General features: G+C 66.3%; 12 protein-coding genes. 5 read left to right on the top strand and 7 right to left on the bottom strand.

The window, feature by feature from the left end; translation table 11 throughout:
• The first annotated feature begins 2 nt into the window (after positions 1-2).
• The 5 genes from O7618_RS08125 (at position 3) to O7618_RS08105 (ending at position 9647) form a co-directional block, all read left to right on the top strand.
• Positions 3-1379 carry a PD-(D/E)XK nuclease family protein gene (locus O7618_RS08125; protein WP_278105375.1) on the top strand — a complete coding sequence of 459 codons (1377 nt, stop codon included), beginning with the start codon at positions 3-5 and terminating at the stop codon, positions 1377-1379.
• Positions 1351-2508, top strand: a complete 1158-nt coding sequence (locus O7618_RS08120) for a hypothetical protein (RefSeq protein WP_278105374.1) — start codon at positions 1351-1353, stop codon at positions 2506-2508. The genes O7618_RS08125 and O7618_RS08120 overlap by 29 nt, the downstream gene beginning before the upstream one ends.
• A complete protein-coding gene (locus O7618_RS08115; RefSeq protein WP_278105373.1) occupies positions 2501-6016 on the top strand; it encodes a signal recognition particle in 3516 nt (1171 codons plus the stop codon). The genes O7618_RS08120 and O7618_RS08115 overlap by 8 nt, the downstream gene beginning before the upstream one ends.
• Positions 6017-6051: 35 nt before the next feature.
• The gene (locus O7618_RS08110; protein WP_278105371.1) at positions 6052-8931 is read left to right on the top strand and encodes a DUF3962 domain-containing protein; all 2880 of its coding nucleotides are present in this window, start codon (positions 6052-6054) and stop codon (positions 8929-8931) included.
• Positions 8932-9200: 269 nt separating this feature from the next.
• A complete protein-coding gene (locus tag O7618_RS08105) occupies positions 9201-9647 on the top strand; it encodes an NUDIX domain-containing protein (protein ID WP_278105369.1) in 447 nt (148 codons plus the stop codon).
• 127 nt (positions 9648-9774) lie between these two features.
• On the opposite strand, the gene O7618_RS08100 is transcribed toward O7618_RS08105, so the two are convergent.
• From O7618_RS08100 to O7618_RS08070, 7 genes are all read right to left on the bottom strand, one after another.
• Entirely contained in the window at positions 9775-10230 is a 456-nt protein-coding gene (locus tag O7618_RS08100) for an NUDIX domain-containing protein (protein ID WP_278105367.1), read from the bottom strand.
• Complete coding sequence (locus O7618_RS08095; protein WP_278105365.1) at positions 10227-11348, bottom strand: DegT/DnrJ/EryC1/StrS family aminotransferase; 1122 nt, start codon at positions 11346-11348, stop codon at positions 10227-10229. The genes O7618_RS08100 and O7618_RS08095 overlap by 4 nt, the downstream gene beginning before the upstream one ends.
• Entirely contained in the window at positions 11338-12426 is a 1089-nt protein-coding gene (locus O7618_RS08090) for a zinc-binding alcohol dehydrogenase (protein ID WP_278105364.1), read from the bottom strand. Before O7618_RS08090 ends, O7618_RS08095 begins: the two co-directional genes overlap by 11 nt.
• Positions 12423-13028, bottom strand: a complete 606-nt coding sequence (locus tag O7618_RS08085) for a deoxynucleoside kinase (protein ID WP_278105363.1) — start codon at positions 13026-13028, stop codon at positions 12423-12425. The genes O7618_RS08090 and O7618_RS08085 overlap by 4 nt, the downstream gene beginning before the upstream one ends.
• Positions 13028-13897, bottom strand: a complete 870-nt coding sequence (locus tag O7618_RS08080) for a hypothetical protein (protein WP_278105362.1) — start codon at positions 13895-13897, stop codon at positions 13028-13030. Before O7618_RS08080 ends, O7618_RS08085 begins: the two co-directional genes overlap by 1 nt.
• Before the next feature lie 169 nt (positions 13898-14066).
• Positions 14067-14936, bottom strand: coding sequence for an SAM-dependent methyltransferase (locus O7618_RS08075; protein ID WP_278105361.1), 870 nt, complete (start codon positions 14934-14936; stop codon positions 14067-14069).
• A gap of 86 nt (positions 14937-15022) precedes the next feature.
• Positions 15023-15697 (bottom strand): GPP34 family phosphoprotein, encoded by a 675-nt coding sequence (locus O7618_RS08070; protein WP_278105360.1) that lies wholly within the window; start codon positions 15695-15697, stop codon positions 15023-15025.
• Positions 15698-15699: the final 2 nt, after the last annotated feature.

Raw genomic sequence — 15699 nt, 5'->3', positions numbered from 1 at the left:
GAATGGCGGCTGCCGTACTAGCAACCTTCATTAAGCATGCCGCCCGCAGTTACCTGTCGATCTGTGAGGCAGAGCCATCGATGCTGCCGGTCGCCCGCTGGTGGGTGGTCCAGCATGTCGATCAAGGTGTTCGCGAGCTGTGGGCTTGGGGTCGGCGTTACCGCTCGGCTGACGGTGCGGTGCGTGAACTGCGGCTGATTCGCCTCGCGAACATGCTAGAGCGACAGCGCAGCGAGGCCGAGGTGGCGGTCGCGGCCTACACGGCCGCGTACGGCCGTCCCGCACCATGGCCGGATGAGTGGGAGAAAAAGTTTTTTGTCCGGGCGCGCGAAGAGGTTTCGCGCGTAGTGGTCGCCGACATCGACCTCACCGAAGGCTTGAGAAAAGTCCTGCTCGACGGAACCATCGCGGATGCCGCCGCCCTTTACGAGAAGCATGGGCGCCGCGCTGCGGTTCAGGTCCTTCAAGGCCAGACGCGCCGCCCAGGCGGTGATTGTCTCAAATGCCGTCTCGTGCTGGCCTGCGACGAGGTGGCGCGAACTCCGGGACTGCTGGGACTACGGTCGGACCGGCGAGCGAAGCTGCGCCAGGTGTCGATCACCGACTTACGCTATTACGCCAGTTGCCCCGCCCAGCATTACCTGCAGACGTTGCGCCTGCCGAAGGTCAACGAGTACGCCACTCCGGCCAGGATCGGTCAGGCAGTTCATCGCTATTTAGAGACGCTGCACGCGAAAGCTAGCGGACCGTGCCAGCGCGCGGACATGCCAGGTGACATCAGATGGGCCGACCCGCGCTGGGAGCTCGACGCTGATGCAGCCGAGGCGGGGATGCGGATGCTCGCGTATCACCCCTCCGTGTGCCCTCTTGAAGAGAGCATCTCAGACCTCAGGATCGAAGAGACTTTCGTCTTTCATGACACAGCTGCCCAGACGCTGGTGATCGCCAAGCCCGACCTCGTCTACCGCGACGACGGCGCCTGGGTGTGGCGCGAGACCAAGACCACCCGGCGCCGCCAGCGTGGTGGCGAGGATGTCGTCACAGAGTTCCCGCAGGTTGCACTCGCGACGGTCATCCTCGGGCGAGGCCTGCTCGGCGGACCCGTCGATGGTTCCCGGGTGGAGCTGGAGATCCTCCGGCCGGCCGGAGCGGATCTCATCATGGTCGACCCGTCAGATCCGCAGGAGCTCGATAAGGCGTACGCAGTCCTGCGGCAGATGGCGCAGCCGTGGCGCGAGGACAACACCTTCGCCGCAGCACCTGGCGAGAACTGTCGTACCTGTCCGGTAAGTAGGTGGTGTCCCAGCGCGGCGGGAACGGAGCCGCTGCCGTCCTCTCAGGAGACCGCTCGTGGTGCCGACCGTGAACAGCCCGCCTGATCTGTCCACCTTCGCCGGGGTGACGCTGCTGCGCATGGTCGCGACCGCTTTAGTCGACCTGTCGCGTCACGACAGGTCCCCGGACCCGATCTACTCGGACAAGGTGCAGAAGGCCTACAACCACCTGGTCCTGCAATGCCTGCTGCGCGAGATGGAGCCGCCGACGAGCGTCGCAGGCATGGCGCGCTGGGCGGCGACCAGGCCGATCGGACAATGGCCGTTTGACCTGCCGGCGGAAGCCGAGAGCCTGGACGAGTTCCTGGTCGACGCGCAGACCGGGGTCCCCACCCAGCGATGCTATGAGTGGGAGGTCTCGGGTCCCGATGCCGCCGCCGAGCTCTTCGAAAACGAGATCATCCGTACGGTCTTCGCGCAGTGCGAGGCGGCACGATCGCCGCAGTCCTACACCGCGTTCCGGCGTCTTTTGATTGACAAGCCGGTGCTGACCGGTATCGACAAGGCGACGCTGATCGGTGAGCATCCCGAGCTGGGTACTGTTTTGGAGACGGTGAACCGGTGCTACGAGCCGGCCCCGGCCGCCTACCGAGGCACCGACGGACGCTTCGCTACGTGCGCACGTTGCCACTGTCTGCTCAAACCCGATGGTCGGTCCTGGCGGTGCGAGCTGGACCGTTGCCGCCGCGAAGCTCACGCCACCCCGAAAGACTTCATCGACGATCGCTCGACCGGCGGGCTGCATTTGCTGCGAGCGCCGCTGCGCATGTTCATCACCGGCCCGGGGTTGGCCGAGGTCGAGCTGGAACGGAAGCTCATCGGCAAGGGCCTCGTCCCGGAGATGTGGCCGGGCTGCGACGCCTATGACCTGAGAATCACACTACCGAACCGGCAGGTGTGGGCCATCGACGTGAAAGACCGTGCCAACCCTGCCCTGCTCGGGCACAGCGCCACCCGGTTCCGGCCGGAGCCGCCGTACAACCGGGCCTTCCTGGTGGTGCCGCAGTACCGGTTCGACGACCGCGAGGACTACAAGATCGTCTTTGACCATTTCTGCCCGCCGGAGGTCAAGGAGCAGGTGACCCTACTCAGCGACAAGGCGTTTCTCCGCATGGTGACAACTACCTTGACCCGGCTGCGTAGGAACGGCTCTGCGGGAGGCGACGATGCGTGATCGCAGTAGCTGGCACGGCGACCTCGCCGGCGAATTCCGTGGCGCGTGGAAGGCGCCTGCCGGGTTCGGCATCGGTGACCTGCTCGACGTTGAGCTGGCGATCTACCTCGGCACGCACGTCATGCCGACCCGGCCGGTGCGCGACATCTGGACCCTGCTCAGCGGCTATCCGTATGAGGAAGCGTTCGGCGACGTACGTACCAACGAAGCACGGCTGATGATCCGGCGCGCCCGGCATTTCCTGTGGGACCGCAGCCGCCGCTACACCTGGCACAACTCGCTACACATGTATCTCGACGTCGACATCACGCTGCGCGGCTACACGTTCGAGACCATCGACGATCTGGCCAAGGCGCTCGAGCCCACCCGCGCGCACTACCGCTGGGACAGCTATGAGCGGTTGCTGACCCAGCCGCCTCCTCTGGAGCGACGCGAACTGCCTGTCGCCGGCGCCGGAAACCAGCTGTTCTACGTCCGCGACCAGCGCCACTCCGTGAACATCCCCGTCGAGCTGATCGGCCTCAAGCCCTGGATCGGGCATGACATCGGGGCGGCGCCGGCAGGCAAAGGCGAGCCGATCACCGTCACTATGACCGAACTGGAAGCCGCAGCCGATGCTATGGACGCCTTGGAGTCCGCCGCCAACGCCGCGGATCTGGCGGAGAACCGCACGCCTCGCAGGCTCAACGATTGGAAGAGGCGCCTACGGCGGGTCGAGTTGCTGCTGCGCGACGAAGCCGCGGGGGCGTTCCAGACCCATCCCCGGCTGCGCATCGACAGGCTGATGAACCTGGTTGGCATGGTCGGCGCCGGCAAGTCCACGATTCGCGACATTCTGGCCTTCCAGCTCGCCACCCGCGAGCGCCCGGCTGACCGACGCCGGACCACGATCGTCGTGGGTGACGTCGCCGAAGTGCTGACCATCGCCGAGCAGTTTCGTCGCCTCGGTGTGCGCGCCGCGCCGATCCTGGGAAAGTCCACCCTCGAACGCAATATTCAGCGGTTGCATCGGCGCAGCGAGTCTGCCACACAGAGCATGCTAAATCATGACAACCCGGGTTTCGCGCACCTGTCGAGCGCCTGCCCGCTCGACGCCCTAAGGGGGTTCGAGGCACGCCGGGCGCTGGCGATCACCGCTGCGCCATGCACCGGTTTGTACAACGCTGACGATGTCGAACAGTCCGAGATCGAGCACGATGATCCCGACCCCGCCAGCACGGGGTTCCGGCGTCGCCGCAAGCCAGCCAGGCCGAAACGTCACGGGTGCCCGTTGTGGACTGCGTGCCCGCGGCATAGTGCGGCCCGCGACCTGGTCGACGCGCAGATCTGGGTCGCTACGCCGGCATCGCTGGTGCACAGTCGTGTGCCCGACCATCTCAACGACGAGAATATGCGCTACCTGGAGCTGGCCTGCCGCCGCAGCGACCTGATCATCGTCGACGAGGCCGATCGGGTACAGATGCAGCTCGACACCGCGTTCGCGCCAGCGGCGACGCTGGTGGCCCGAGGTGCAGAGTCCTGGCTCGACGAGGTCGGCAAGCACAAACAGACCGAGCTGGCCGCGCAGGGCCGGCTGCAGTTGTCGAGTGACGAGATCGACGATTGGAACAATGCGCTCAACACGGTCATCACGGCCACCGACCGGATCTACTCCATGCTGATCAACGACGAGCCGCTGCGGCGATGGATCACGCAGGACTACTTCAGCGCGATGACCTTGCACCAGTGGCTGATCAATGAGTGGTTTCCCGAGCTGCGCAGGCGCAACCGCGACGATGACGAGAATGCCGCGGCCCACGACGAGGACAAACTCGCTTCTCAGCGTGCCGAGCTCCAGCGTGTCGACACCGTTCTCGGCAGTTTCCGCGACTCGCCGCTGACCCCCCTGCGCGAACGTGGTCCCGAGGATACGACCACGGACCTGGTCAACTCGCTCGTGGCGATGGCGACCGAGTTGCTGCACGCCCCCCGCGGGGTATTCGTTCGCGAGTTCAGCCGTGAGCGGCTCAAGAAGCTGCTGCGCCAGCTGGTCCCGAACAACGCCTCCGTCGCCGGTGACCTCGACGCCAACCTGCACCGCTTCGAATTCACCCTCGTGCTGGCGGTGCTGCACGATCGTCTTGACCGCATGACCATTCTGTGGCCCCGCGTCGAAGCAGCGCTCAACCTGGATTCGACCTCCAACGTGCTGTCGCGCCGGCCGCCCAAGGACTACATGCCGGTGGTTCCCGAATCCCCCATGGGTAACGTGCTGGGCTTCCAGTTCCAGGCCGGCGACCGCAACGAGGACGGCGATCAGAGCGGTGAGCTGCGGTTCTTTCGCTGCAACGGGGTCGGCCGCGAGCTGCTGCTGGAGCTGGCCGACATCCCTGCCGTGGACAACCGACCCGGTCCACACGTGCTGCTGATGTCGGCTACCAGCTGGGCCGGCACCTCCAGCCGCTACCACCTGCACGCCCAGGTCGACGCCGTGCTGCGGCCCCACGAACACGAGGTCGCCGCCATCAAGAAGAGCACCTTCCGCAAGCTCTTCCTCTACCCGCCCGGTGTCACCACCGCCCTGAGGCTGTCCGGCACCGACCCCCGGCAGCGTCCCGCCCAGCTCGAGCAGATGCTGCACCAACTGGCCGTACCTGACCGCAGCCTGACCGGCGCGACCTCGCTGCTGCAGCAGGAGCTAGACGACATCGACGACCCACAACGCCGCCGAATCCTGCTGCTGGTCGGCAGCTACGCCGAGGCACACCGTGCCGGGCACTACCTCAACAACCTGCCGGAATGGACCGGCAACGTCACGGTCCTGGTATCCGACGACACCGACCTCGACCACTCCTGGAGCAACCTGCCCGCCGACACCCGCCAGCTGCACCTTCGCCGCGGCGAGCTGGCCAAGTTCCCCGACATCGGTGGGCAGCTGCTGATCGCGCCGCTGCTGGCCGTCGAGCGCGGGCACAACATCGTGGTTCCCGGCGGTAAAGCCGCCATCGGCAGCGTGTACTTTCTCGCCCGCCCGCATCATCGCCCCGACGACATCACCCTCGCCACCCAGGCGATCAACGACTGGGCGGTCCGCCGAGTCCGCGGCCCAGGCCGCCGCTTCGCTCAGACCGCTCTGGCCGCCGGAAGCCCGGACGACGCCGGACTGCGCTTTCGGGCCGAAGCCGCCCGCAAATGGCACCGCTTCCTCACCCGTCGCCTGTCCTGGACCAGCCTGCCCCCCGATGAGAAGTCGGCCTTCACCTGGGATCAGCTCGTGGTCATCTGGCAGGTCATCGGACGACTCGTGCGCGGAGGTGTCGCGGCCCGCGTCTACTTCGTCGACGGAGCCTTCTCACCCCGCGAGGCCGGCTTCACCGGGGACGACACACCAGCGACCAGTCTGCTCGCCAGCATGCTGAACGAACTCACTCCCTATTTCGACCCCGAGTCGGCGCAGACGGCGATCGACCGATCGCTGGTGCAAGCCCTCTACGACCCGCTCTACCGCGCCCTGCGCGACATGAACTGACCGCCCACGCTCGGACCGGTTCAGAAAGGCCCTCGATGCGCTACGACCGCACTCAGACCGCAGCCTTCGTGGCAGCAGGCGATCTCAAAATCCCGCTGCACACGCTTACCTTCCCCATCTCTTGGCGCCGCCCTATCCTCGACCTGCGCACCGCCGGTTGGCGCGAGGAATCACGCGCACGCGCCCAGCAGGTCCCGATCGGGCGCCTCAACGCACTGATGCGCACCGTCGCCCCCGATCTGGTCTCCACCGCTACCTGGGCAACCCTCGATGAAGACAACCCCTGGCTGTTCGCAGCAAAGCCGTTCCCGCCGGCAATCATGCGGACCTTCATCAACGCCTGGCTGTATGACCTGCCCACCACCGACGACGGCAAAGCGCTCGTGATGCCGACAATCAGGAAACTCGACTCGGGCACCCTGCGGTGGACGCAGAAGACCGTCGACCTGCTCGCCCACGAGCTCTCCGATGGCAACACCGCCGTCCCGCAGCCTCACCTGTTCAGCCTGCTGCCTGACTACGCCGCAGCTAAAATCGCCGGCCAGTCATACCAGCATGGCAGCAGATCCATAAGGTTCCGGCAGGTCGCGGCGAATCCCGCCAACGGCTACGCCGAACTCGTCTCCTGGCCGCCGCTGGAACACCACACCGGCAAAGGCAGCAACATCCGGACCTGGTACTACAGCGCCACAATCAAGATCGCGCTACGTACAAAGGCGTTCGACCCCACCCTGCGACTACACGTCGACACCGGCATCCGCCGCTGGACCAGCGGCGAGCTACACACCAAGGGCCGCTGGGGAGCTTCTACCCTCCTACAGACGACCAGCCCCTTCGTAGCTGACGCACCGACATCGCAGAGATTCGCGGTCGCCCACCTGATCTGGGACCGAGACACCCGGGAAATGGGCTGGCGCAACGGCGGCACCGAACAGATCCTCACCCGGATCGGCGCCGTGGAAAATCTCCCGGCTGCCGAGCAGCTCGCCGGTAAGTCAGACGCCTGGATCTTCGGCCGAGATGGCGTCACTGCCGCCGTCACCTACCACACCACCATGCGCGGCCCCGACCACCAGGTCGGCACCGGCATCATGCCAGCCGAACGCAGCCGCCTCATCCGCTGGATCGGCCAGTGCCTGCAGCCCGACTTCGACCTCGACCAGCCCCTGACCCGCGTCCTCATCGGCGGCAAGGCGAGCCGAAGCCTCAGCAAGCTCGAAAGCGTCCCCAAGGACAAAAAGGACCAGACCGACGCCGAGCGAACCCAGCTCGTCGAAAAGCAGGAAGCCGCCCACGCCGCAAACGCTGAAATCTCGAAGGCGAACGCCCTCATCCGACGCCAGCAACTGGCCGCCGCAGTCGACGGCCGGCTCTCCGTCGCGTTGCTCTACCAGGGCGACGGCAAGGGAATGCGCGACCGCCTCCTCGCTACCGTCGAACGGCTACTCGACCTGCCCCATCAGCAACCCGCCAGCAACCACACCTGGACATGGAAAGTCGGAGACCTCAACCTCACGATCTACGCCCGCCCCCTCGGCAGGCTCGGCGCAGCGCTCGGCGAGGGCTCCGTTCCCAGGCGCGGCCGGAAGCACGACGAAGCCGTCGACACGCACCGGAAAGTCGTCGCCTCCGCGATGAAAGATCTGGCCGAAGAAGTCAGCGACACCCTGCAACTCGCCCTCATCGAGCTCGACGGCGCGAAAGCCTTCAAAGCACGCACCACCGACCCGAAATTCGCTATCCGCATGGGCTGTGCCGACGCCGGCATGGTCAGCCAGTTCATCCGCCCCGACGAGTTCCCGGGCAAAGATCTCGACAAAGAAGAAGCAAGCAACCAACACAGGGCCGAAGCCGCCTGGGACGACTGCCTACGTCAACTCGGCATCCGATTCGTCCCGCAACATCGCCTCAAGAGCGCCATCCCCGACGACCTCGAGCAGCTCGCCTTCTGGGTCGTCAAAAGGCGGAACGACGACACCAACACTCACCAAATCTTCATCCCGATCGCCATCCTGATCCGGCCCGGCCAGAAGCACATCATGGGCAAGGCCGAGGGCATGGCCGACTGGGTGCCCTACCCGACCCTGCTCAAGACCCTGGCAGGCACGAACTACCATGCGAGCCCTGCCAAGGAAGACGAACAGAAGGAGCGGCTCGCTGCCTTCATCCGAAGTACCCTAACCCGGTTCCGAAACACGCAGACCCTCATCGTGACTGAAGCCCACAACATCCGGTATCGACTCACTACGGTACAGAACGCGCACATGCTGCCCGACCACCTCCAGCTCGGCGAATTGCGACCTCAGAAAATCAGCCTCTTCGGCAAGAAAATGAGGCTGGTACGGATCTGCGGCAACGATCGCCTCGAAACCCCCGAGTCATGGGCTTTCGAGGGCGACAGCATCGGCATCTCTGACGGGCTGTGGCGACACGACGACGGAACCGGAAACACCGAGCAGACGCGCGCCTACTACAGCACGGTCGACAAGCCGGCTACCCACAGCTCCATCGTCATCGACTTGGCCAAACTTACGCCTCATTACAAGGAGAACCCAGCAAAGGCCGATGCTCCCGATCCCTCAGGGGGCCGTTCTCCCGATGGAGAACTAGAGGGCGCGAGGAACTATCTCGACCCTTCTAAGAACGCCTGGAACGCGGAACTGCTCGAGTTCGTCGTCGCCGCTCACCCCGAGGGTGAAGACCCCGCAAACTGGGCCGGTTTTCTGCACCAGCAACGCCACTGCTTTGACGACTACCGGGCCGCCCTCAGCAGGCCACTGATCATGCACGTCGCACGACTCACCAACCAATACGCCCTACCCGCCGACGAAACTCTCGAAGACGACGCCGACAACATCGATGATCAACCTGAACCCGAAGGCGAGGTTCAGCTCACCTTCGACTTCGAGCTCTGAGGACCCTCTCAGAACGCACGTGGACGGCTGGACACCTCCTCGCTCCGCAGAAGGTGTCCAGCCTGGCCAAGCACCGACGGCCAGTGCCCGGGGCCAGGTCAGACCACCAATGGCAGTAGGCGCAGCGGCAGGTTCATGAGGGCGGACGGATGAGCGCTCATGGTGGAGTTCAACCACGCTGTGACGTAGTACCAGATTTCATACTCGCAGGGCCTAACGGTGCCACTTCGACTCATCCGCGCCACGGCAGCTGTTAATAGGAGTCAACAATGCGTGAGGTTTTGCGTCGGTCGGTAAGGGCGATCCTGTGGGACGAACGCGATCAGCTCGTGTTGATCAAGAGGACGAAACCTGACCAAGCCCCTTACTGGACTTCGCCTGGTGGCGGCCTTGAACCGACAGACGCATCCCTCGATGCAGCCCTGCGCCGTGAGCTGCGGGAGGAGCTAGGCGCGGAGGCGGAGCGGCTCAGGCAGGTGTTCTTGATCAGCTCGCCGTCGGGCAAGGGAGTGTCCGTACAGCACTTCATCTCCTGCCGGCTCATCCGAGTTGAAGAACGCGCCCGCACAGGTCCGGAGTTCACCGATCCGAGCCGCGGTGACTATGCCCTGGACCGGGTGGCTGTCGACCGTCTTCCTGAGGTGGATCTGAAGCCTGAGGCCTTGAAGGATTTCATCCTCGCGAACACTGACGCGTTGCTATCGGAGTTCAGCTGAGGCGGCCAGATCCCTGCCGGCTCGAGAGTGAGTAGAGGGCAGCCTTCGTGGTCACTGGCGGAGCGGAGCGGAGGACGCCCGGCATCCCGGGGGGCGTCCTCCGCCTGGTTCTCACTTCCCGAGTAGCTCAAGCTGGCTGGGGAATCAGCCGGGCGGCTTCAGAGACGAGTGCGGGAAGTTCGGCGGGCGTGCGGAGAGCCGGCATGTTCTCGACTGGCACCCACTGGGCGCCGCCGACCTCTTCGGCTTGGGCCGTCAGGCGGCCACTGGTTGCCTGGCAGACGTAGACGAAGTCGATGTGTCGGTGCGGTCCGACCGTGCGGTCTTCGATGTCCATCTCGATGATGGCGAACGGGCTCGGGATGCTGCGTACGGCGGGGTGCCGGAACGGCTGTGGCCCGATTATGTCGGCAACGATCCCGGTTTCTTCGTGCACTTCGCGCAGTGCCGCCTCGGCGGGGTCCTCGTTGGGATCGACATGTCCGCCGGGGTACAGCCAGAGGTCGATCTTGTTGTGGTGCACGAGCAGGACATGGCCCTCTTCGTTGAAGACGATGGCTGAGCTGGTGAAATGGCGGATCATGCTCGGTTTTCTCCTTGGGCGATCTGGGCTACGCGGTCGGCCATCCACGCTACGGTCGCGTCGGTCATTCCAGGATGAACTGGCAGCTGCACGGTGGCCGTGGCGAGGTGTTCGGCGTGGGGACACTGGTTGGCGTAGGGCTGGAAGATGGGTTGGTGGTACAGCGGCCGGTAGCGCCACCTGATCGAGTCGGGTGGTAGTCCGGCGGCCTCGAACGCAGCAGCGACCTGCGGGATGCGGTCCTTGATGGTGAGGACGAGGTTGTAGTAGTTCGGCTTGTCCTGGACGCCGTACGGCAGTTCCCGCAGCAGACCGCCTGGCGGTAGCGCGGCGAGGATGCGTTGGGCGTTGCGGCGGCGTCGGTCGAGCTGGCCGTCGAGCAGTTTGAGCCGGCGCAGGCCGATGGCGGCCAGAGGGCCGGCGAGCTTGTAGTTGACGCCGTGGGTGGTGCCGCGCAGGTGGCCGAGGTGGGTGTACCAGTCGATGCGCTCGCCGAGTTCCTCGTCGTCGGTGAGGACGAAGCCGCCCTCGCCGGTGGATAGGAGCTTACGGTCGTGGGTGGAGAAGCAGCCAACTGCGCCGTGGGTGCCGGCGAACTGGTTGCCGACTCGCGTCCCGTGGGCTTGGCATGCGTCCTCGATGACCGGCACTCCGGCCTGGGCGAGGAGGTCTGCGCTGGCACGCTCGTCGTTGGGGTAGCCCCAGAGCGGCAGTGTGATGGCGGCGCGGGTGCGGCCGGTGAGCTTGCGCTGGATGTCGGCGGGGTCGAGGGCGAGGGATTCGGGCAGGGTGTCGACGGGGACGGGCGTGGCTCCGCAGGTGAGTACCGGCATGGCTGTCGGAAGGGGTGCGGTGGCCGGAACCAGGACCTCCGTGCCGGGCCGGACGCCAAGGGCGATGAGCGCGGCGTGCAGCGCGGAGGTTCCCGAGTTGACGGCGATGGCACGGCGGGCACCGAAGCGCTTGGCGAGCGCCTGTTCGTAGAGGGCGAGGACGGGTGCGCCGCCGGAGAGGCGGCCGTCGTCGAGGGTGGCGCGGATTTCCTCGAGTTCGCCGCAGGGTGCTGGGGTGTACCGGTCGTCGACGGGGTTGAGGACGTCGTGGCTGCTACTCGTCATAGGTCAGCACCACCTTGATGGTCTCCTCGGGGCGCTGGGCGATCAGGTGGTACGCCTTGGCCGCCTCGCTGAAGGGGAAGCGGTGGGTCACCAGGCTGTCGACATGCACCCGCCCAGTGATGATCAGCTCTCGAGCGGTGGCACTGAGTCGGGGCAGGTCCCAGGCGGGATGGGCGCGTTGTGGGCATCCGTTGACGGTCATGGAGGAGACCAGGGTGATGCGGTTGCGGTGGTACTCCTCGCCGAGCCGTAGGCCGTTCTGGTCGCCGTGGTAGGAGGCGACAGTCGCGACCCGGCCGCCGACCCGGACGCAGCGGATCGCCTCGTGCAGGCCACGGTAGGAGCCGGAGGCTTCGATGGCGAGGTCCGCCCCCTGCCCGCCGCAGAGCTTGCGGACCTGGACCGCGATGTCGTCCTCGGTGGCGGCGTGCACGGGTGTGATGCCGAGGGAGTCGGCGGTGTCCAGGCGCAGCGGGTAGCGGTCCACTCCGATGACCTTGGCGGCTCCGGCGAGCCGCGCGAGTTGGCCGGCGAGAAGGCCGACGGTGCCGAGTCCGACCACGACGACGGTGTCGCCGAGGCGTACCTGGGCGTCGTGGACGCCGCCGAGGGCGACGCGCGCCAGGATGAAGAAGACGGCGCGTTCGGGGTCGACACCGGCCGGCAGCCGGCTGGCGATGGCGGCGTCTGCGGAGACGATGTGCGCGGTGCCGTGCGGGCGGTCGAGGGCGACGAGGTCGCCGATGCTCACCTCGCCGACAGCGGCTTCGCCGATGGCGGTGACCCGGGCGATGGTCTCGTAGCCCGGCGCTACCGGGAAGTCCCGGCCGGCGCCGTCGAGGAAGATACGTCGCTGCGGGTCCCAGGTGCGGTGGAGCGCGGCGGCACTCCCCGCCACCCATGCCATCTCGGTGCCGTGGCTGATGCCGGAAACGACTGATTCGGCGTAGATGTCGTCGGGGCCGAGTGCGGGCAGGTGCTCGCGGACGATCTCCACCTGGCCGGGGGCGGTGATCATGACCCTGCTGCAGGGAGGTGCGTGGGCGATGCGTGGCTGTGCGACGTCGGTTTCGGTCATGACCTCTCCTGGGCTGGTATGCGGGCAAGGAGTGCGGTGACGTCTTGGTCGTTCAAGGCGTCGAAGGTGCTGGTGTCGAGTTCGATGACTCGCTTGGCGTAGTCATGAAGGGGCGTGTCGAACGCGCGGGCGAGCTTCTCCAGGTCGGTGCTCGACAGGACCGACTCCATCGGCCTGCTGCGCCGCGCGATGCGGCGCAGGAGAAGTGGTGCCGGCGCGCTAAGGGCGATGAGAAGGTCTGGCCTGATGGTCGCGTCGTCCCAGACAGAGCAGGAGGCCCTGACGCGCCGGGCATCCGCGGCCGACAGCGTTGTTCCGGCAAAGACGACTTGCTGAGCCATCGACCAGTCCGCTACGACCGTTGCTCCGTGGGCGAGGAGAACGTCGATCTGTCGTAGCTGGGCGACTCGTAGCGCCATGAAGGTCAGCTCGACCTGAAGAGCCAGCGGTGTCTGCGGGATGTCCGCGTGCTCGTACAGCTGCGGAAGGAACGGGTTGTCGGCGAAGGGATCGAGCATGAGTTGCGCCCGGAGCCGTTCGGCGATTCGCCGCGCGAGGGTTGTCTTGCCTACGCCGGTGGGGCCAGCCAGAGTGATGAACATCAGAACCTGCCGCCGTATGGGTAGAAGGGCACCTGGGCGGGACCACCTGCGCCGGCCGCCATGCTCGGCTGGGTGATACACGGCTGTACGGGTTGGTCGATCCACCGCCTCTTCAAGCTGGGGTGTAGGTACTGCCGTAGAGGTGGAGCGCCGTCGGAGGGATGGGCGGGCTCCCAGTAGCGGCGTTCAGCGCGGCTGTGCGAGAGGAAGAGGATGTACACGAGGGTTTTCCGGGTGGAGGCCGTCCGCTGGGTCATCTCGTACGCCAGGACCTCACCCGTAGTGGGTTGCAGTATCAGGAGATAGCGCACTGCGCCGTGGGCGGTGGTCGCGGTGATGCCGACGCCTCGGCGCCCAGCTCGGTCCGTGGCCCTGTCGTAGAAGGTGAGGCCGTTGGTGGCGGCGAGGACAGCCAGGGCGGCACGGCGTCCGCCTATTTGTGGGCTGTACCAGGTTCCGAGGTCTGCCAGCCGTTCGAGGACCTCGTCGGGCTGCGTAGTTCCGGCATAAGCTGGATCGATCTCCCACCACAGGTAGTCGGTGTGGGCGAGGGGATCTCCGGTGCCAAGCTGGATGAGGTCGCCGGGGTGCCAGTATCGATGTAGCACTTGAACGGGGCCGGGTGGATATTGAACGGCTAGCTCGGCTCCCGATGCGTCGTCGGCGTGCCATCGCATGACGATTTCGGCCTTTGGTCCGCCTTTGGAGGCGTCGACCCAGCGGACGTAGTGAATAAGCGCGAACTTGCCGTGTGCGCCGTCGCATTCGCCTGCGAGGAGTCGAGTGCCGAGCTGGCGCAGCCAGGGTTCGGCTGGTTGGGGAGTCGAGAGTCGTGTGGCCCGCGTCTGGTGACCGACGATGTCGCCCATGCGCGGGTCCGGCAGGGTAGCGGGACGGCAGTTGTCTGCGGCGAGCCTCAGTGCCGGTGGATCGGCTAACACGGCCACGGGGCCAGACGTGGTCAGTAGTACGACACCGGTGGTCAGGCCGGCGACTACGCGTGCGGCCAACGCTCGTGGATGGGCGTGTTGATGCTGCTCAGCCATGATCCGCCACTCCCTTTCTTCCCATGCCGGCGAGGAACGCATTGAGAAAAGGGCTGGCTACCGACTGCCGCGTCTCGACTTGGTCGTCAGGCTCGGGACGCCACTCGGCGACCGGGACGAGAGGCGCACCGCTCGTCGGGGATGTTGCCGTAGAGCTGGCGGGAACCATGTGGAAGTGACCGAACAACGTCTCGACCTCCGCCGCGGTGCGCAATTGAAGCGGGGTGGGAGTCCGCTGGTACAGCCGCTGCACCTCCTCGGTCTGGCTGGTGGCTGCGCCGGAGGTCGCGTGGGAGATGACGAGGGCACTACCGGGACTCGCGGCGGCGCGGAAGGGTTCCACGATGGCGTTGACATCGCCGGGGATGAAGTGCAGGACGGAGACGAACAGGATGGCCACCGGGCGGCCGAGGTCGATCAGCCGCTGGGTGGCGGGGTTGTTGAAAATAGAGTCCGGGAAGCAGATGTCGGCCTGTATGACGTCCACTCGCGGATCGACTCCGAGCAGCGCCCTGGCATGCGCCACGGCTACCGGCTCGACGTCGACGTAGAGCACCCGCGCGTCGGCGTTGACGGAGTGGGCGATGTCGTGGACGTTGCCGACGGTCGGTATGCCCGAGCCGAGATCGATGAACTGCCGTATCCCCTGCTGCAGCGCGTATCGGACGGAACGGCGCAGAAACTCTCGGTTAGCCCGGGCAGCGTCCGCGACGTGGGGTGCGACGGCGAGGACGGCGTCGGCTGCTTGACGGTCGGCGGCGAAGTTGTGGCTGCCGCCGAGGAAGTAGTCGTACATTCGCGCGGCGTTCGGGCGGCTCAGATCAAGCTCGGCGGGCGCCCAGCTCATAGCCTCAGTACCCATGGTCGTTCCCCTGGTGCCGGTTCGGGCGCTCGTGGTCGCCCTCGGTGGTCGTCGCTGCCCGATGCTTGTGGCGGTGTCCTGGGTGCTCATCGGTACACCGACACGGCGGTCTCGCCGATGAGGTCTTCGACGGCGCAGACGATCTTTTCTGTGGCGGGTGTGTGATGTCCGGCGCGGGCGAGCATCTGGCGGAGCCGCTCGCGCAGGTCGGTGTCGAAGCCGTCGAGGTATAGCTCGGATTCGAGCCGCAGGGCCCGTAGTAGACCGGCGAGGGCGTCGGTCTGCGGGTCGGGGTCGTCGTAGCCGAGGACGCCGTAGCGCAGCCGCCCACGAACGCGGTGGATGACCGCGGGGTCTGTCGGCGGGTACGCGATGACCCGGCCGAGCATGCGGCGTCTGGTGACCTGCTCGACCAGGCCGCCGGCGATGAGCCCGGCGGTGACTTTGTCGTAGGCGTGCTCGCCGAGCAGCCGCACGGCCTCACGAATCGACAGCGCACGGTGGTGGCGGGTCAGGAAGGTAAGCGCCCAGTCGGTTACCGGGTCGCCGGTGGGGTGCCGGTGCACGGCGATGGCGGCGTCGCCGACGACGCGGACCCGCTCGATCGGCGCGACCAGGTTGGTGAGGATGGCTCCGGCCAGCGCGAGTGACAGAGACGGCAGGTGAGCCAGCGGAGCGCCGCTGTCGTTGTGGGTCAGCACGAACAGCTCGACGCGCAGCGGGAGGCGGACCGGCGGAGTGTCGAAAGCGGCGTGGCTCATGG

The organism is Micromonospora sp. WMMD980, assembly GCF_029626035.1.
Taxonomy (GTDB): domain Bacteria; phylum Actinomycetota; class Actinomycetes; order Mycobacteriales; family Micromonosporaceae; genus Micromonospora.
This window is presented reverse-complemented; position numbering and strand designations above follow the sequence as displayed.

Bases quoted from the DNA above. Each gene is read 5' to 3' on its own strand.
- O7618_RS08080 (WP_278105362.1), bottom strand. From the start codon at position 13,897: ATGGGCGACATCGTCGGTCACCAGACGCGGGCCACACGACTCTCGACT.
- O7618_RS08110 (WP_278105371.1), top strand. From the start codon at position 6,052: ATGCGCTACGACCGCACTCAGACCGCAGCCTTCGTGGCAGCAGGCGAT.
- O7618_RS08115 (WP_278105373.1), top strand. From the start codon at position 2,501: ATGCGTGATCGCAGTAGCTGGCACGGCGACCTCGCCGGCGAATTCCGT.
- O7618_RS08085 (WP_278105363.1), bottom strand. From the start codon at position 13,028: ATGTTCATCACTCTGGCTGGCCCCACCGGCGTAGGCAAGACAACCCTC.
- O7618_RS08070 (WP_278105360.1), bottom strand. From the start codon at position 15,697: ATGAGCCACGCCGCTTTCGACACTCCGCCGGTCCGCCTCCCGCTGCGC.
- O7618_RS08105 (WP_278105369.1), top strand. From the start codon at position 9,201: ATGCGTGAGGTTTTGCGTCGGTCGGTAAGGGCGATCCTGTGGGACGAA.
- O7618_RS08095 (WP_278105365.1), bottom strand. From the start codon at position 11,348: ATGACGAGTAGCAGCCACGACGTCCTCAACCCCGTCGACGACCGGTAC.
- O7618_RS08075 (WP_278105361.1), bottom strand. From the start codon at position 14,936: ATGGGTACTGAGGCTATGAGCTGGGCGCCCGCCGAGCTTGATCTGAGC.
- O7618_RS08100 (WP_278105367.1), bottom strand. From the start codon at position 10,230: ATGATCCGCCATTTCACCAGCTCAGCCATCGTCTTCAACGAAGAGGGC.
- O7618_RS08125 (WP_278105375.1), top strand. From the start codon at position 3: ATGGCGGCTGCCGTACTAGCAACCTTCATTAAGCATGCCGCCCGCAGT.
- O7618_RS08090 (WP_278105364.1), bottom strand. From the start codon at position 12,426: ATGACCGAAACCGACGTCGCACAGCCACGCATCGCCCACGCACCTCCC.